17 protein-coding genes and 1 pseudogene are annotated in these 19,530 nt (G+C 33.2%); all 18 read right to left on the bottom strand.

Features of this window, described 5'->3' with window-relative positions:
* Position 1: 1 nt before the first annotated feature.
* A complete protein-coding gene (locus CD116_RS13140; protein WP_047447401.1) occupies positions 2-319 on the bottom strand; it encodes a YlxQ family RNA-binding protein in 318 nt (105 codons plus the stop codon).
* Complete coding sequence (gene rnpM / locus CD116_RS13135) at positions 316-600, bottom strand: RNase P modulator RnpM (RefSeq protein WP_047528924.1); 285 nt, start codon at positions 598-600, stop codon at positions 316-318. Before rnpM ends, CD116_RS13140 begins: the two co-directional genes overlap by 4 nt.
* A gap of 20 nt (positions 601-620) precedes the next feature.
* Positions 621-1,796 carry a transcription termination factor NusA gene (gene nusA / locus CD116_RS13130; RefSeq protein WP_047528926.1) on the bottom strand — a complete coding sequence of 392 codons (1,176 nt, stop codon included), beginning with the start codon at positions 1,794-1,796 and terminating at the stop codon, positions 621-623.
* Between the two features lie 20 nt (positions 1,797-1,816).
* Positions 1,817-2,284: a ribosome maturation factor RimP gene (gene rimP / locus CD116_RS13125; protein ID WP_047528928.1), complete on the bottom strand. Its 468-nt coding sequence runs from the start codon at positions 2,282-2,284 to the stop codon at positions 1,817-1,819.
* A 274-nt stretch (positions 2,285-2,558) separates the two neighbouring features.
* Positions 2,559-6,869, bottom strand: coding sequence for a PolC-type DNA polymerase III (locus tag CD116_RS13120; RefSeq protein WP_078101710.1), 4,311 nt, complete (start codon positions 6,867-6,869; stop codon positions 2,559-2,561).
* Positions 6,870-7,141: 272 nt separating this feature from the next.
* Positions 7,142-8,845 (bottom strand): proline--tRNA ligase, encoded by a 1,704-nt coding sequence (locus CD116_RS13115; RefSeq protein WP_047549511.1) that lies wholly within the window; start codon positions 8,843-8,845, stop codon positions 7,142-7,144.
* A 19-nt stretch (positions 8,846-8,864) separates the two neighbouring features.
* Positions 8,865-10,151 carry an RIP metalloprotease RseP gene (gene rseP / locus CD116_RS13110; protein WP_047447409.1) on the bottom strand — a complete coding sequence of 429 codons (1,287 nt, stop codon included), beginning with the start codon at positions 10,149-10,151 and terminating at the stop codon, positions 8,865-8,867.
* 209 nt (positions 10,152-10,360) lie between these two features.
* The gene (locus CD116_RS13105; protein ID WP_047528936.1) at positions 10,361-11,143 is read right to left on the bottom strand and encodes a phosphatidate cytidylyltransferase; all 783 of its coding nucleotides are present in this window, start codon (positions 11,141-11,143) and stop codon (positions 10,361-10,363) included.
* Between the two features lie 6 nt (positions 11,144-11,149).
* Entirely contained in the window at positions 11,150-11,920 is a 771-nt protein-coding gene (locus CD116_RS13100) for an isoprenyl transferase (protein ID WP_047528938.1), read from the bottom strand.
* 364 nt (positions 11,921-12,284) lie between these two features.
* Positions 12,285-12,839, bottom strand: a complete 555-nt coding sequence (gene frr, locus CD116_RS13095) for a ribosome recycling factor (RefSeq protein WP_001280034.1) — start codon at positions 12,837-12,839, stop codon at positions 12,285-12,287.
* An 18-nt stretch (positions 12,840-12,857) separates the two neighbouring features.
* The gene (pyrH, locus tag CD116_RS13090; RefSeq protein ID WP_000057330.1) at positions 12,858-13,580 is read right to left on the bottom strand and encodes a UMP kinase; all 723 of its coding nucleotides are present in this window, start codon (positions 13,578-13,580) and stop codon (positions 12,858-12,860) included.
* Positions 13,581-13,716: 136 nt separating this feature from the next.
* The gene (gene tsf, locus CD116_RS13085; protein WP_047425156.1) at positions 13,717-14,598 is read right to left on the bottom strand and encodes a translation elongation factor Ts; all 882 of its coding nucleotides are present in this window, start codon (positions 14,596-14,598) and stop codon (positions 13,717-13,719) included.
* A gap of 34 nt (positions 14,599-14,632) precedes the next feature.
* A pseudogene (locus CD116_RS13080) lies at positions 14,633-14,727 on the bottom strand (hypothetical protein).
* Positions 14,728-14,778: 51 nt separating this feature from the next.
* Complete coding sequence (rpsB, locus tag CD116_RS13075) at positions 14,779-15,546, bottom strand: 30S ribosomal protein S2 (RefSeq protein ID WP_000268484.1); 768 nt, start codon at positions 15,544-15,546, stop codon at positions 14,779-14,781.
* Between the two features lie 277 nt (positions 15,547-15,823).
* Positions 15,824-16,597: a GTP-sensing pleiotropic transcriptional regulator CodY gene (gene codY / locus CD116_RS13070; protein WP_000055333.1), complete on the bottom strand. Its 774-nt coding sequence runs from the start codon at positions 16,595-16,597 to the stop codon at positions 15,824-15,826.
* A gap of 24 nt (positions 16,598-16,621) precedes the next feature.
* Complete coding sequence (gene hslU, locus CD116_RS13065) at positions 16,622-18,025, bottom strand: ATP-dependent protease ATPase subunit HslU (RefSeq protein ID WP_047425152.1); 1,404 nt, start codon at positions 18,023-18,025, stop codon at positions 16,622-16,624.
* Positions 18,026-18,089: 64 nt separating this feature from the next.
* A complete protein-coding gene (gene hslV, locus CD116_RS13060; protein ID WP_047425150.1) occupies positions 18,090-18,635 on the bottom strand; it encodes an ATP-dependent protease subunit HslV in 546 nt (181 codons plus the stop codon).
* Positions 18,632-19,528, bottom strand: a complete 897-nt coding sequence (gene xerC, locus CD116_RS13055; protein ID WP_047425148.1) for a tyrosine recombinase XerC — start codon at positions 19,526-19,528, stop codon at positions 18,632-18,634. Before xerC ends, hslV begins: the two co-directional genes overlap by 4 nt.
* Positions 19,529-19,530 lie beyond the last annotated feature (2 nt).

Here is a 19,530-nt window from a genome sequence, read left to right as displayed (position 1 = left end):
ATCACTCCTTATGATATTCATCTATCATTGATAGCAACTTTTTAGCAAAGCCTGGGTCAGTAATCCCTACATTAACACGCTCACCTTTTCCAAGTGCTATTCCCAATTCATTTCGGCTTCCAAATTTCCTCAGTGGAACTTTGTAACTATTACATTTATCTGTAATTAATTTAGTTGTATTATTTGATGCATCTGCAGCAACAATGACGAGTTTCAAATTCCCCTTTTTAATATCATTAACAATGACTGATTCACCTGTTTTTACTTTACCAGCTCGCATTGCCAATCCTAAAAAGTTTAATATTTGTTCTACACTCATTTTGGAATCTCTTCTCTATAAATCAATCTAATAATTTCTTTATAAACAGGCTCCAATTGTTCTTTTGTCGCTTTAAAATACTTCTCAAGCACTTCTTTTTGTTGTGCTTTTTCAACCATTGCAACATCTTTAGAAACATATGCGCCACGGCCTTGTTTCTTTCCTGTTACATCCGCAAAAATTTCGCCTTCTTTATTTATGACAACACGAATCATATCTTTTTTTGGATGCATTTCATTTGAAAGAATACATTTTCGCATCGGAATTTTTTTCTTTTTCATAGATACTTCACTCCAACCTATTATTCAGATTCTTTCTCTACGTTAGTATCAACTGTAACTTCAGTTGCCTCTTCTGTTGATTCAGCTATAGCATCATCTTCTGTAACAACTTCATCGTTAGCTACATTTTCAGTTTCTACTACTGGATAGATACCTGCTTCACGTGCATCTGTTTCTGATTTAATATCGATTTTCCAGCCAGTTAATTTAGCAGCTAATCGTGCATTTTGTCCTCTTTTACCAATTGCTAATGATAATTGGTAATCTGGTACTACAACTATTGTTGATTGATTTGCTTCATCCACAATAACTTCTAATACTTGTGATGGACTTAAAGCATTTTTCACAAATACTTTTGGATCTTCGTTCCATTGAACGATATCTATTTTTTCGCCACCTAATTCTTCTACAACCGCTTCAACACGGGCACCTTTAGCACCTACACATGCGCCAACTGCATCGATATCATGATTTTCTGAGAAGACACTGATTTTAGAACGATCTCCCGCCTCACGAGCAACTGATTTTACGATAACAGATCCATCATAAATTTCTGGTACTTCTTGTTCAAATAAACGTTTTAATAAACCTGGATGGCTTCGAGAAACATAAATTTGAGGTCCTTTTGTAGTTTGTTCTACCTTGTTAACATAAACTTTGATACGTTCATTTGGAATATATTTTTCATTAGGACTTCTTTCAGCTTCAGATAAAACTGCTTCAATACGTCCTAAGTTAACATATACATAACGATGATCTACACGATCAATCACGCCTGTTAATATATCTTCTTCTTTATCAATAAACTCTTCAAATAATATTTCACGTTCAGCATCACGAAGTCGTTGCATAACTGCTTGTTTCGCAGCTTGAGCACCAACACGACCAAAGTCTTTTGGTGTTACATCTTCTTCATAAATATCTCCAATTTCGTATGCTGGGTTTTTAACAAGTGCAGTACTTAAGTCTACTTCATCTCTGTCATCAAAGACTTCTTCAACAACGTCTTTTCGAGCGATTACTTTGAATGTACCTTGATCCATATTTAATTCAACACGGACATTTCTTGCACTATCATAATTCTTTTTGTATGCGGTAATCAATGCTGCTTCTATTGCATCAATTAACACTGCTCTAGGAATTTTCTTTTCTTTTTCTAAATATTCAGTAGCTAATAATAATTCATTACTTGACACGTTTTTTCCTCCTCATCACGTTAAATCATAACTGCGTGACGTGCTTTTGCTATTTTGTCTCTCGGTATCTCTATATGTTTCGTTCTTGCTTTAATTTTCACCTGTACAACAATTGTTTCATTATTGACTTCCTGTAAAATGCCTAACCATTCTTTTTCACCTTCAATTGGTACATACAACGAAACAAAAATAGGTTTAGTTATTGCATTTTGGAAATCTTGTTCTTTTTTTATAGGGCGTTCCGCGCCAGGTGATGCTACGTCTAAATAATACATTTCAGGAATTGGATCATTAGCGTCCATAGCTTCACTTATTTTTTCAGAAGCAAGCGTACAATCATTTAAATCCACGCCACCTTCTTTATCAATAGAGATTCTAAGAAAATGATCTCTACCTTCTTTGACATATTCAACGTCTACAAGTTCAAAATTCAAGTCTTCCATAATTGGTTGAACAATTGCTTCAACTTGATCTGTAATTTTACTCATACAGGCCTCCCTTTTTGGCAAATAGAAAAGAGCGGGAATCTCCCACTCTTTTGCCTGAGTTCACTAATTTTTAAGCACTTTAATTATAGCATAAGTTTATATACTAAACAAATGACTTCACTAATTATCAATGATTCTTCATAAATTAGTCTTCTTTTAATTTATTTTTCTACTAAAACAGAGCGTTAAGGTGAACAATTATATAGAAACTCATCGAATCTGATGTAACTTTTTCTAATCAAAGATTACTAAATGTTTTAGTGAAATATTTCAATTACATATCAAATATTGAAAGCTGAGCTTTATCTGGTAAATTTGGCAATGAACCTAACTCATCAAGATATTCAATAATTTTTTGTGATAGACCAGCTTTTTTATTCAAGTCTTCTTTTGATAAGAACGGACCATCATCACGTGCTTCAACAATACGTTTTGCAACATTTTCACCAAGACCCGGCACTGAAATAAATGGAGGAATGAGCGTATCTCCTTCAATGATAAATTCGAAAGCCTGACTCTTTTCTAAACTAATTGGTTGCATACGATAGCCACGATGTGCCATTTCATTCATAATTTCTAAAACAGTTAAAACATCTTTTTCTTTTTTTCCTAAATCCATATAACGAGAATACATGTCTTTAACAGTATTGCAAATGCTAGTTTTATCTTTAATCATCGTAATTAAATCAAAATCTGATGCACGAATTGTAAAATAAGAAGCATAATAATAAAGCGGATGATGTACCTTGAAATACGCAATACGTACTGCCATTAACACATATGCAGCAGCATGAGCTTTCGGGAACATGTACTTAATTTTAAGACATGAATCTAAATACCAATCAGGCACATTATTTTCTTTCATCGTATCTATCATTTCTTCAGTCAAGCCTTTACCTTTACGTACTGATTCCATAATTTTAAATGCCATTGATGGTTCTAAACCAGCATACATTAAATAAACCATGATATCGTCACGACAACCAATTACACTTGATAAATCACAAATACCTGATTTTATTAATTCCTGCGCATTGCCTAACCATACATCTGTACCATGAGACAATCCAGAAATTTGGACTAACTCAGAAAACGAAGTTGGCTTTGTGTCTTCCAACATTTGTCGAACGAATCCAGTTCCGAATTCCGGCACGCCAAATGTGCCTGTTTTACATAAAATTTCATCTTCAGTAACACCTAAACTTTCAGGTGTACTAAATATTTGCATGACTTCTTTGTCATCTACAGGTATCGTTTTCGGATCAATGCCCGATAAATCCTGAAGCATACGTATCATAGTCGGATCATCGTGACCAAGTATGTCGAGTTTCAACACATTGTCATGAATAGAATGGAAATCAAAGTGTGTCGTCATCCATGCTGAATTTTGATCGTCTGCAGGATATTGTATTGGCGTAAAATCATAAATATCCATGTAATCAGGTACTACAATAATACCCCCTGGATGCTGTCCAGTTGTACGTTTAACACCAGTACACCCTTTTACAAGCCGATCTATTTCAGCGCCTCTTTTATGAATACCTTGGTCATTTAAATAGCCTTTAACATAACCAAAAGCAGTTTTTTCGGCAACAGTACCAATCGTACCTGCACGGAAAACTTTATCCTCACCAAATAATACTTTTGTATAGTTATGCGCATTTGGTTGATATTCACCACTAAAGTTTAAATCGATATCAGGAACCTTATCCCCTTTAAAGCCCAAGAATGTTTCAAATGGAATATCTTGTCCTTCTTTAATAAGTGATGCTCCACAAGTTTCACACGTTTTATCAGGTAAATCGAATCCTGATCCAACTGAACCATCATTAAAAAATTCACTCGTTTTACAATTTGGACAAATATAATGCGGTGGTAATGGATTCACCTCAGTAATTTCAGTCATTGTTGCTACAAAACTTGAGCCAACCGAACCACGAGAACCAACTAAATATCCATCATCTAATGATTTTTTAACCAAACGTTGTGAAATTAAATAAATAACTGCGAAACCATTTCCAATGATACTCTTTAATTCTTTTTCTAATCTATCAATAACGATTTGAGGTAAGTCTTCGCCATACAATTTACGTGCATTTGTATAGCTTAGTTCTCTAATTTCCTCATTGGCGCCTTCCATTCGCGGTGTGTATAATTCATCTTTAATAGGAACAACACGTTCAATCCGATCTGCTAATTCATTTGTATTTTTCACAACAATTTCATGCGCTTTTTCTTCACCTAAAAAATGAAACTCGTTTAACATTTCATCTGTAGTTCTAAAATGTGCTTCCGGTAAAGTTGAGCGATTCAGTGGATTGCCGGGTTGTGATGCTATTAAAATTTTACGTGCGATACCATCATGTTCAAACAGATAATGTGCATTTCCTGTCGCAATAACTGGTATACCCGCTGTGTCACCTGCATGCATTAAACGTTGGTAAATTTCATGTAATGTTTCAGTATCTCTAATTAGCTCTCTATCAATTAAATCTTGATAAAGTGCCGGTGGTTGAATTTCAATAAAATCATAATATTTGGCAATTTTTTCAACTTGGCTTTGGTCTTTTTGCATAACTGCCGTAAATAATTCACCTTCATCGCAAGCTGTGCCTACCAATAATCCCTCACGATATTCATCTAATAATGAACGTGGAATTCTAGGTGTACGGTAGAAATACTTCACCAATGACGCACTTACAATTTTAAATAGATTTTTAAGACCTTGTTGGTTTTGTACAATTAACGTTACATGACTTGGTCTCGCACGTTTATATGCATCTTCATTACTGAGTTTTTTGTTTATTTCGTTATGATTTAATACACCCAATTCTTTCATTTGTTGAAGCATTTTTATGAAAATGTAAGCTGTTGCCTCTGTGTCATAAATGGCACGGTGATGTTGTGTTAATTCTACGCCATATTTTTTAGCCAAGAAATTTAAACCATGTTTACCATATTCAGTATTAATCGTACGAGATAATTCTAATGTATCGATAACACCATTTGTAGATGATCCAAATCCAAGACGTTCATATCCCGTATCAATAAAGCCCATATCAAATGAAGCATTATGTGCTACGAATATCGCATCGCCAACCCATTCTTTAAATTCTGTTAAAACATCTTCAATTTCGGGCGCATCAACTAACATATCATCGGTAATATGCGTTAAATTGATTATCGTTTCCGATAATCGTTCATGTGGATTACTAAAACTTTCAAATTTATCGATGATTTCACCGTTGTGAACTTTTACAGCTGCGAGCTCGATAATTTTATCATATTGATTAGACAATCCTGTAGTCTCAACGTCAAACACAACATATGTAGCATCTTTTAATACGACATCTTGTGGTTTATATGCAATCGGAACACCGTCATCAACCAACATACCTTCCATACCATATATCATTTTAATACCGTGCTTTTCAGCTGCTGCATGGGCATCTGGAAATGCTTGTACAACATTATGATCTGTTACAGCAATTGCTGGATGTCCCCAATCTGCAGCTTGTTTAACATACGCTCCAATATTTGGTATCCCATCCATTTGACTCATCGCAGTATGCAAATGAAATTCTACACGTTTTTCTTCAGATTTATCTTTTTTCGTAGCTTTTTTAATTTCTTCAATATCAGACATCATCATTACTAAATCTCTGATAAATGTATCTTCCTCGATTCGACCTTGTGCTCTAACCCATTTACCAACACTCAACGCTTTGAAATGTTCTAAATCATCTTTATTTTTACGAGTAAACATTTTTAATACTAATGAATCAGTATAATCAGTAACTTTAATTTCAACGATATGGCGTCCACTTTTTAGTTCTTTTAGATTAATATCAAAAATGACACCTTCAATAGCAACTTTAAACTCTTCTTCAATAATTGATTCAATAGGTTTAATATTTTCAATTTGAATTGGTTTTCCTATTTGACATTTATCAACAGCACTTTCGTTATTATCTTGTTGTTTCGCTTTTTCAGCCTTCATTTTTTCAAGTTTCTCTGTAGCTAGACGTGCACTTTGTTCATCTTCTTCTTGAATATGTGCTTCTAAAGATGCTAAATTTTGTTCTTGATCATTGTCATTTGTTTCAAAAACAATTTTATCTAAGTCAAACCCACAATTTCTAAACGCTTTGATAAGACTTCCATTGCAAGCCTTGTCAAAATGATTACGTTCAATGTCATTTGATACCATTACTTTTAATACTTTTCCAGACATAATCAGCTTTTTCTGTTTTAATTGACCTTTAACTTTTGGAGATAAAGCTGTTTGGTCAATACAGTGCCCAAAGTATTTAATTGCATGTTCATCTTGATTCGTGCCATTTGTTACCGTAAAACGACATGTAACGTTGGCGATATCTTTAAACTCTTGCTCTATTGCATGTATAAATAATAAATAATCTTCATGAGCTAAGAATTGTGGTAATGTAATATGAAATTCCCATGTTCTATTTTTATTAGAAACATCTATACGTGTCAGTTCACCTGAATTTAATATTTCACTATCTATTTGATTTGAAATTTTAATTTGATCAGCAAGCACTTTAAATTTTTGTTGCTCTGTCATTGCCAAGACAATTACCACCTTAAATAGAAATTACTTTTGTGCATTTCAATAATAATTAGTTTATACCGTTTAATTATGGTGAAAAACGCTAAAATTTCATCTTTTTCACCTTTATCAAATCACATTATTGTTAAAACAAATTTATCATTAATTATACTACGTCTTTAGTCATTTTTCATCGAATATTCATTATATCAAAAATAATAAGAGTAGGACATAAGCACGTAATTTCTTTTAGCCTTATCCTACTCTTATATGTTAAATATTATCCATTATTTTAAATTGTCATATTTATTAGAAATGACAGTCATTAAGTCATCAATATGGACTTCTTCGCTATCACCTGTTAAACGTTCTTTAACTTCTACAATACCTTCCGATGCACGTTTACCAACAACAATTCGCAGTGGTAAACCAATTAAATCGGCATCATTAAATTTGACACCCGCACGTTCCTGACGATCATCGTACAATACATCAAATCTACTATTAAATTCAGCATATAGTGCATCCGCTAGTTCTCGTTGATCATCTTTCTTAGGATTAATAGAAATTAAATGTAAATCAAATGGAGTAACTGATTTAGGCCAAACAATTCCATTTTCATCGTGATTTTGTTCAACAATCGCACTTAGTGTTCTAGAAATACCAATACCATAACAACCCATAATTAAAGGTTGGGCTTTTCCTTGGTTATCTAAAAATGTAGCATTCATTGATTCTGAATACTTAGTACCCAATTTGAATACTTGACCAACTTCAATACCTTCAGCAAAATGTGCAACGCCTGAACCATCACTTAACTTTTCACCTTCTAAAATAAAGCGGAAATCGCCATATTCATCAACGTTGAAGTCTCTACCTACATTTACATTAATTAAGTGATAGCCATCTTCGTTAGCACCGACAACTATATTATTTAAATCTTGCACAAAATTATCTGCATAAATTTTGATTTTTTTATCAATTACAGGACCTAGTGAACCAGGATTTGCACCAACTAAATTAACAATTTCGTCTTGTGTTGCTAATTCAACATTATCTGTGCCGAAATATGATTTTAATTTAATGTCATTAATTTCATGATGTCCACGTACTAATACCATAATGTATTCGCCATCAACTTTAAAAATCATCGTTTTAACGATTTCATCTACTGGTCTACCTAAGAAGTCTGCCAATTCTTGCGCAGTCTTAACATTTGGTGTTTCAATTTTTTCTATAGGTTGCACAGTAGTATGCTTATGATTTGGTTCGTAAACGACTTCTGCTTTTTCGATGTTAGCAGCATAATCGCTTTCTTTACTGTAAACAATTGTGTCTTCACCAATTGCACTTAATGCCATAAATTCATGAGTATGACTACCACCAATAGCACCTGAATCTGCTACAACTGGTCTGGCATTTATACCAACACGCTCAAATATACGACTATAAGCATGATACATATCTTGATACGTTTGGTCTAAAGATGCTTCATCTGCATGAAATGAATATGCATCTTTCATAATAAACTCACGTCCACGCAATAAACCGAATCGTGGTCTCTTTTCATCACGGAATTTTGATTGAATTTGGAATAACGTCATTGGCAATTGTTTATATGACTTTAATTCATTTCTTACTAATGATGTAACTAATTCTTCATGTGTTGGACCTAATGCAAATTGTCTTCCATGTCTATCTTGTAAACGCATTAATTCTGGGCCATATGCACCCCAACGTCCTGATTCTTCCCATAATTCAGCTTGTTGTAACGCTGGCATTAAAATTTCAACAGAATCAATACGTTCCATTTCTTGTCGCACAATTGCAGTAATATTATTTAACACACGTGTTGCTAGCGGTAAATAACTATAAATCCCACTTGTACTTTGTTTTATCAAACCCGATTTCAATAATAAACGATGACTTTGTGCTTCTGCTTCTGATGGCACGTCACGCATCGTTGGTATAAAAACTTTGGATTGCTTCATAATTATTTATCCTCCTAAATTATAAGAAATATCGTCGAATATCATTCCACGTTACTAATATCATAATAACGACCATGAAAATGGCACCAATAGCGATAATCGTTGTTTCTGCCTTTTTATTAACTGGTTTTCTAAAAATCGCTTCATATATAACAAATAAAATACGACCACCGTCTAGTGCAGGAATAGGAATTAAATTCATAATCCCTAAGTTTACACTTAATAACGCAGTGTAACCAATTAAGCTTATGATGCCTGCTTTAACAACTGAGTCTACGTTATGATAAATACCAACCGGACCATTCAACATGTCGAATGAGAAACCTCCAGTGAAAATACTAGCTATCATACCGACTACAGCTGTAAAAATTAGTGTACTACCTTTTAAAAAGCTTTCAAATCCGTATAAAATTGGTTTAAAGAGTGTATGTTCACTAGCTGGTTGGAACCCAAGTACATACTTTGTTTCTGAACTTACTTTAGTCAGTTTTCTTTCGGTCTTTTTAGGAGTTAATTCAACTGATTTTGTTTTACCATCTCGTTCAAATTTAACAGTTGTCTTTTTATCTTTAACTTTGTCTAGCGCCTTATCTACATCTGCAAATTCAGATATTTTGTATTTACCAATTTGGACAATTTTATCACCTTTTTGTAATCCTGCTTGTTGCGCGGGATACTTATCTGCGACTTGTTCTACAGTAGACGTAGGTGTACCTTGATAATATGCAAGACCAATAAATAGGACTAAAGCCAATATAAAGTTAAATAACGGTCCTGCAAATAATGTTAAAAATTTCGGCCATGGCTTTTTATGTGCAAATTGTCTGTCTCTCGGAGCAATTTGAACTAAGCTGCCATTTTCAACAAAGAAAGACTTTCTAGCAATTTTAAAATGATGTCTTTCGTTATCATAAGCAGTGATACCTTCTATGAATAACTCGTCTTTAAAATCACATTTTTTAACTTCAATCGCTTCAATTTGTTGAAACTTATGATGATCATCTAATATGATATGTGTTATTTCATTATCTTCATTCAGTTTAATTTTAACGTTCATACCGGGCTCGACTGGTGGCTCTTCTAAGCCATCTCCTGCCATACGAACATATCCACCAACAGGCAATAACCTAATAGTGTAAAGTGTTTCATTTTTTCTAAAACTAAAAATTTTTGGTCCCATACCGATTGCAAATTCTGGACACATAATGCCTGCTCTTTTCGCAAAAAACATATGCCCATATTCATGAACAGTTACTAGTACACCAAAAACAATAATAAATGCAATTATTGTAACTAAATAGCTCACTCGCTACACCTCGATTGTTTATAAATTTCTTTTATTTTAAAAATGATTGCTGTATACGTAATATAAGTCATTATAATATGGTAAGGAAAATTCACAAAATATAATGGCTAATTTAAATAAATGTTCTACATAATTTTCAAAAGGAGCGCTAAGATAACACTAAAATATCTCAGCAACTCCTATTATCATTTAATGGTTTGTCAGCACCTTTATGACTGTATTAATAAAATATTTAATAATGGTAACACAAACATAAAACTATCAAATCTATCTAAAATACCACCGTGTCCCGGTAATATTCTTCCCGAATCTTTAACTCCAAAATGGCGTTTAAAGCCCGATTCAACTAAATCGCCTAGCTGACCAAATAAACTTAAAATCAATGTTACTCCAAGTAAAATCCAAATATTCATATTAAAATCGACAAAGTAAGACATTGCTATTGGTACTAATAAACTGCAAAATAGACCGCCAATAAATCCTTCGATTGTTTTATTCGGACTAATCACTGGCCAAAGTTTATGTTTACCCATCATCTTACCAAATAGATAGGCACCAGTATCGGTAAGCCAAACAATTAAAAATGCATATAATATGTAATGTAACCCTTCAGATCTTGTTTCATAAAAGAACATAAATCCAATGCCAACATACGCAACAGACATTAAACAAAATGCTGCATCCATGAAACTAAAACGGTTCTTAGATAAGACAGTATAACTTAATACAATAAAACTCATCGCAATTAAGCTTTTTAATTGAATAACTTGTACCCATGGCCCTGCATGCTGTGGCAACATAATTATGATAAGTGCGACTGCACTAATTAAACCAGGAATTGACACAAATTTAATCATATTCATGTTCAATAATTCTTTTAATGCTATTAATGCTAATAAATTAGCAAAAACCATTAATACAAGGCCACCTTTTAACAGAATAGGCAAAAATACGATTAAGGCAATAATAGCTGTCAGCGTTCTTACTTTCATACTATACTACTCCTCACTCAATCCGCCAAAACGTCTTTGACGCGACTGATAAATTTTAATACATTCAATTAATTCATCTTCGTCAAAGTCAGGCCATAATTTTTGATTAAAGATAAATTCACTATAAGAAACTTGCCAAATCAAGAAATTACTTATTCTTTGTTCACCTGATGTACGAATTAATAATTCAGGATCAGGATAATTCTTTGTCATTAAATGATTGTCTATAAATGCTTCATCTATAACGTCACTAGATACACCTTGTTGTTGAAGCTCTTCAAACATATTTTTAATACCATGAACAATTTCTGCTCTACCACCATAATTGATTGCGAAAATCAATTTCAAACCAGTATTATTCGCCGTCTTTTCCTTTGCGTTATTGATCGCTTCAATTGTTGAATTAGGTAATTTTTCAGTAAAACCTATTGTTTCAACTTTGACATTTTTTTCTATTAACTCAGGTAAAAATGTTTTCAAGAAATTGACAGGCAAATTCATAATATAATTAACTTCATTTTCAGGTCTTGACCAATTTTCAGTGGAAAAGGCATATAAAGTTAAGTACTTAACACCGATATCACTAGCAGCTCTAGTTATTTTCTTTATCGTTTGCATACCTTCATAATGGCCTTTAATTCGCGGCATTTTACGTTTCTTAGCCCATCGTCCATTACCATCCATGATAATCGCGATATGTTCGGGTATATTTGCAGTGTCCAGTTCTTCATTATAATTATTTATAGTGTTCTTTTTATTTATTAGCTTTTTAAACATGGTCTTTCCTCCGAGCCTGATCATCTCTGTTATATAGTATTAGTTACTAAACAATCATTATCATTTTATCATACTCATTTAACGCATTGAATAAGCAAATAAAAAAACTGTACCAAAGTCCGACTCGGTACAGTTTACACCATGAATGTGACATACATACTGAGGATAAAAAATACATAACTTTAATGTGATACTTTACCACATACAAAAGTAAAATGTTAAGTTAACTTGTTTAAATACCATCATAACTAATGAAAAATAATAATAATCATTCACAGCATTCCAATCATTCAATGTGATTGCAGAATTATACTTTTACATCATTATCACTAATTGGCATTTTAATATGTCACTGTATATTGATTTATACTGACATAATATCTTTTTCTTTATCAGCAATCATTTTATCAATTTCTTTTATTGAGTTGTCTGTTGCTTTTTGGACATCTTCAGTACCAGTTCTTAGTTCATCTTCAGTAATGTCACCGTTCTTCTCATCTTTTTTCAATTGATCATTCATATCACGACGAATGTTTCGAACAGATACTTTTGCTTCTTCACCAATTTTCTTAACATCTTTAACACGTTCTTTTCTACGCTCTTCAGTTAAAGCAGGGACTGCGATACGAATTACTTCCCCATCACTTGTAGGATTTACACCTAAGTTTGCTGCAATAATCGCTTTCTCGATATCGGCAACAGATGTTTTATCATATGGAGAAATTACAAGCAAACGTGCTTCTGGAACATTTATGCTTGCCAATTGTTGAACAGGCGTTGGTGCGCCATAGTAATCAACTGTTACGCCATTTAATAAGTTAGAATTAGCACGTCCAGCACTAATATTTGCTAATTCACGAGATAAACTTTCGATTGATTTTTGCATTCTTGATTTAGTTTCACTAATAATGTCGCTCATTATATTACACCTCTAAATTTATTTTGTAATTAACGTACCTATTTTTTCACCCATCACAGCACGTTTGATATTTCCTTCTTCCATAATAGAGAAAACAGTTAATGGGATGTTATTGTCCATACAGAATGATGATGCTGTTGAATCCATAACTTGTAAACCTTCTTGAAGCATTTGAATATGAGTTAAATGTTCATACTTAACGGCATCTTTGTTCACTTTAGGATCTGCTGAGTAAACGCCATCCACATTGTTTTTACCCATTAAAATAACATCAGCTTCAACTTCTGCAGCACGTAAAGCTGCTGTTGTATCTGTAGAGAAGTATGGATTACCAATACCTGCAGCAAAAATAACTACACGTTTCTTTTCTAAGTGTCTAATTGCACGACGACGAATGTAAGGTTCTGCAACTTGTTTCATTTCTATAGATGTTAATACTCTTGTATCACAATCTAATTGTTCTAAACTATCTTGTAATGCTAATGCATTCATAACTGTCGCAAGCATACCCATGTAATCTGCAGTACCACGGTCCATACCTAAGTCACTACCTGTTTTACCTCTCCAAATGTTTCCGCCACCAACAATAACTGCGATTTCACAATCCATTTTAGCAACTTCTGCAACTTGTTCAGCAACACTTTTAATAATGACTGGATTTATGCCAAATCCTTTTTCTCCTGCTAATGCTTCACCACTTAGTTTCAAAACTACACGTTTATATTTAGAAATTTGAGCCATTTTCTTATCCTCTCTATCGTGAATATATGTAACATATACAAGTAAAGAAGACACAGTTGTTTCTTTATTAGAATGATTTACATTTTAATAAAGAAACATTAAAGGTGTCTTCTTCCTTGTTTTACTTTATGACAGATTATTTCATTTGTCCTTTTACTTCATCCGCAAAGTTTTCTTCACGTTTTTCCATACCTTCGCCTACTTCATAACGTACGAAGTCAACAAGTTTTCCACCTTTTGTTTTCAAGAAAGCTTCAACTGTTACATCTGGGTTTTTAACGAAGTCTTGGTCTACAGCACAAATTTCTTGTAAATATTTACGTAAACGTCCTTCCACCATTTTTTCAACGATGTTTTCTGGTTTACCTTCATTTAATGCTTGTTGTTTTAATACTTCTCTTTCATGGTTGATTTCTTCTTCGCTTACTTGTTCAGAAGAAACATACTTAGGATTGATTGCAGCAATATGCATTGCAACGTCTCTCGCTGCTTCTTCATCAGTAGAACCTTCAACAACAGTTAATACACCAATACGACCGCCCATGTGTAAGTATGCACCGAATGAATCATTATCTGTTTTAGTTCTGATTGCAAAACGACGAACACTTAATTTTTCACCGATTGTTGAAATTGCTTCTTTAATTCTTTCATCAACTGATTTACCGTTTGGTAAAGTTGTTTCCATTAAAGCTTCTACAGTTTCAGCTTTTGTATCTAATACTTGGTTAGCAATTTCTTTTACTAACTCTTGGAATCCTTCATTACGAGCAACAAAGTCAGTTTCAGAGTTGATTTCAACGATAACTGCTTCGTTACCTTTAGTTTCAACGTGTACTAAACCTTCAGCCGCAATACGGTCTGCTTTTTTAGCTGCTTTTGCAATACCTTTTTCACGTAAGTAATCAATCGCTTTATCGATATCGCCTTCAGTTTCAGTTAGCGCTTTTTTACAATCCATCATACCTGCGCCAGTTTTTTCACGTAATTCTTTAACAAGTTTTGCTGAAATAGTTGCCATTCATTATTCCTCCAATAAGTTATCATTTTATATATTATGATTTTAGCATTATTATAGGCAATATTGCCAATACTCTAATTGAATATTTGTAATTTGCCTTAATTTCTTTTTAAAAAAGGTGATAAGCATTTATATCTTATCACCCATTTAAACTATATCTAAGTCAGATTCAACAGTTGATTATTCTTCAGTTGCTTCTGTTTCTTCTGATTTTTCTTTTTCATCTAAATCGATGTTTTGTTCTGCAGCTACTTCTTCATTAGAAACGCCTTGTTGACCTTCTAAGATTGCATCTGCCATTTTAGCAGTTAATAATTTAACTGCACGGATAGCATCATCGTTTGCTGGGATTACGTAGTCAATTTCGTCTGGATCACAGTTAGTGTCAACGATACCTACGATAGGAATATTTAATTTACGAGCTTCAGCAATTGCGTTACGCTCTTTACGTGGATCAACTACGAATAATGCTTGAGGCATTGATTTCATATCACGAATTCCGCCTAAGAATTTGATTAAACGGTCGTATTCTTTTTTAAGTTCTACAACTTCTTTTTTAGGTAATACTTCGAATAAACCATCTTCTTCCATTTTTTCAATTTCAGAAATACGTTTAATTCGTTTAGAGATTGTTTTATAGTTAGTTAATAATCCACCTAACCATCTTTGGTTAATGTAGAATTGACCAGCACGTTCTGCTTCAGATTTAACTGATTCTTGTGCTTGCTTTTTTGTACCTACGAATAAGACTTGTCCGCCATCTTCTGAAACTTGTTTTAAGAAGTTATAAGCTTCGTCTACTTTTTTCACTGTTTTTTGTAAGTCGATGATATAAATACCATTTCTCTCAGTGAAGATATATTTTTTCATTTTTGGGTTCCAACGACGTGTTTGGTGACCGAAGTGTACACCCGCTTCTAGTAATTGTTTCATTGAAATTACTGCCATTTTAAATTCCTCCTATTGGTTAGTTACCTCCATAGCAAACTATTGTAAAGACAATATAAATATATTGCACCCTTTACACAATCACGTTTGATATGTGTGTATTGGCTTTATAGCCGAAAATAAATATAACATAATGCCGTACCTAAAGCAAATGTTTTTCAAGTGTTTTTCGTATTTTTCATTGTAATATTCTAATTACCATTTCAAATTATAATTATAATAAACATTAACCAAAATTAAATGACTTCAATATTATCATCGAAGTCATTTCATCAAATTATTTACTTTTTTCTAACTCATCTAAGAATTTTTCTTTTTTAACTTTAATGAAAGTACCTTTCATGCCTAATGAGCGGGATTCAATAACTCCAGCACTTTCTAATTTTCGTAGCGCATTCACGATAACTGATCTTGTAATACCTACTCTATCAGCAACTTTTGAAGCAATCAATAGTCCTTCAGTACCACCTAGCTCATCAAAAATATGCTCAATTGCTTCTTTTTCAGAATACGATAACGAATTAATTGCCATAGTGATTGCAGCTTTATCACGAGCTTCTTTTTCAACTTCGCTATGCTTTTCACGTAAGATTTCCATACCAATAACTGTAGCTGCATATTCACCTAATACTAAGTCATTTTCATTAAAATCATCGTGTACTCGACCAAGCACTAAAGTACCCAATCTTTCTCCTCCACCTAAAATCGGGAAAATTGTCGTACGACTATCAATAAATAATTCTCTATTTTCAGGCGGAAACACTGTTAATACATTGTCGATATCAATATTTGATTCTGTTTGTTTAACTTCCATTAATTGTTCAGTGTATTCACTTGGAATATGTCTTTCTTCCAACATTTGAATAATTCGTTGGCTTTTCAATAATTCGTTAAGACTTGAACCTAAAATTTTACCTCTACGCGACACAATAAATACATTTGTTACAGTTACGCTACTAATTGTTTGCGCCACATCTTTAAAATCAACCGCAATACCTTTATGTTTTTGAAGTAACGTGTTTAACTCTCTCGTTTTAGATAATAAGCTCATGAATTTTTCTCCTTTTTTGTATTTTTATAGAATAAATGCACTTAAATCTTTATTAGTTGAAATTGATTTTAATTTATCATCAACATATTGTGGGGTAATATCTACAACTGCATTTGGCATACTTGGTGCTTCAAATGATAAATCTTCTAACATTTTTTCTAATATTGTATGAAGTCTACGTGCTCCAATATTATCAGTATCTTGGTTCACTTGGTATGCTATCTCAGCTAATCTTGTAATTGCTTCATCAGTAAAGTTAACGGTAACTTCCTCGGTTTGAAGCAACGCCTCATATTGTTTAATTAATGATAATTTCGGTTCGGTCAAAATTCTTACAAAATCCTCTACCGATAAACTATCAAGTTCAACTCTAATTGGGAAACGCCCTTGTAATTCTGGGATTAAATCACTTGGTTTAGATACATGGAACGCACCAGCTCCGATAAACAGCATATGTTCAGTATTCACAGTACCATATTTAGTTTGAATTACGCTACCTTCAAGGATAGGTAAAATATCTCGCTGTACTCCTTGTCTAGACACATCTTGACCACTATTATGGTTATTCGTAGCCACTTTATCAATCTCATCGATAAATATAATACCCATTTGCTCAGCTAATTCTAGCGCTTCTTGGTTCGCACTCTCTTGATCAATTAATTCATCTGCAAAACCATCAGCTAAGATTTTTCTTGCTGTCTCAACAGCAACTTCTCTTTCAACTTTTTTCTTAGGCATTAACTGATTCATCATCTCTTGCATTTGCTGATTTTGATTTGTTCCTAACATGCCTAAAGCACCTGGATCTTGTTCAACTTTAATTCTAACTTTTTCTTTTTCAAGTTTTCCTTCTTCAAGTTGTCGTTTAATTTCAGAACGTTTCGTTTTAATCTCATCAGTAGGCGGTTCTTCTTCATCTTCATTATTTTGTCCGAAATTTGGAATTGTACCTCCAAATAATGATTCTAAAGGGTTACTACTTTGTGAAGCTTTCTTTTTCATACTTGGAACAAGCAACTTAACAAGTTTTTCATTCGCTTTAGCAGTCGCTTCATCTTGAACTAATGATTTTTTTTGCGCTTTTACTAATCTTACTGAGACATCAACTAAATCTCTAACCATACTTTCGACATCTCTACCAACATAACCTACTTCAGTAAACTTAGTTGCTTCAACTTTTATAAATGGCGCACCAACAACTTTAGCCATCCTTCTCGCAATTTCAGTTTTACCAACTCCTGTTGGTCCAATCATCAAAATATTTTTAGGTGATATTTCTTGTTTTGATTCTTCATCTAACATACTTCTTCTATATCGATTACGTAGGGCAATGGCCACTTTTCGTTTAGCATCATTTTGCCCAACGATGTATTCGTTTAATTTAGATACGATTTCTTTTGGAGTTAATTTGATTCCAGTTGTATCCATTAATTTCATTCCTCCGTCTTTAACTAAAATTAATTACTCGTAACAATGTATCGTCGCCAAAGTATTATAGCGTTTCTACAACAATATTATCATTTGTAAAGACACAAATATCCGCGGCTACTTTTAAGCTTTCATATGCCATTTCTTCTGCAGACATTTGAGACGCATGACGTTTCAGTGCACGTCCAGCACTTAATGCATAGTTACCACCTGATCCAATAGCGATTAAATCGTCGTCCGGAGCAATAACCTCACCAGTGCCGCTGACGACTAAAATAGCATCTTTGTCCATGACAATTAGCATTGCTTCTAATTGGCGTAATTGTTTATCTCCACGCCATTCTTGAGCTAGTTCAACAGCAGCTCTTTCCAAATTACCGCTGAATTGCTGTAATTTAGTTTCAAATTTCTCGAATAATGTAAATGCATCAGCTACACTACCAGCGAAACCTGCCAATACTTTACCTTCATATAAACGTCTTACTTTCCTTGCTGTTTGTTTCATGATGACTTGTTGACCAAGTGTAACTTGGCCATCGCCTGCCATAGCTGCTTTCCCATTATGTCTTACGGCATAAATTGTTGTTGCATGTAATGTTGTATTACTCATGATTCATTCTCCTTTTTCGCTCGAGGATGGGCATTTAGATATACTTTTCTTAACTGTTGGTTTGATACATGAGTGTATTTACCAGTTGTTGATAGATTTACATGACCTAATAATGATTGCACTGTACGCAAGTCAGCACCTTGATTCAACAAATGTGTGGCAAAAGTATGTCTAAGTTTATGAGGATGTATATCACTTACACCCGCAGTCCTTTTAACAATATCATTCAGAACATATCGTACACCACGTTCTGTAATAGCTTCACCTTTCATATTTACAATTAGAAAATCATGATTACATGACTGAATCGGTTTAAATTGTTCTAAATAAATTTCAATACTATGCCTACAATAAGCACCAAAAGGTACAAATCTCTCTTTGCTACCTTTTCCTAATACTGTTACACCATTAGCATAGAAATCTATATCTTGTTTTTTTATATTAACTAATTCTGAAACACGAATACCAGTAGCATATAATAACTCAAGAATTAATCTATCACGCAATCCTTTTGTAGCATCCTCTTCTACCGTTTTAAATAATGCCTCCATCTCTTCTTCGTAAAAGAATTGAGGAAGATATTTTTCCTTCTTTGGATGTACCAATTGAACAAATGGATTAACAATATTATCGTCTAACGTCATCCAATATTCATAAAAAGTACGTAACGTTGAGATTTTACGAGAAACCGATGTTCTTTTCAAATGATTTGAATATAAGTAACTCAAATAATTTCTAGCATCTCTATATTCAAAAGTATTCAACTGTAGATGCTCTTGTTCTAAAAATTGATTAAATTGAATTAAATCATCTTGATATGATTTTAATGTATGTTTCGAAAAATTACGTTCAACTTTTAATGTATTTAAAAATGCTTCTTGAATATGATTCAATA

It is taken from the genome of Staphylococcus schweitzeri (genome assembly GCF_002902405.1).
Classification (GTDB): Bacteria; Bacillota; Bacilli; order Staphylococcales; family Staphylococcaceae; genus Staphylococcus; species Staphylococcus schweitzeri.
Note: the sequence above shows the minus strand (reverse complement) of the source record. Positions and strands in the feature narration are given on the sequence as shown.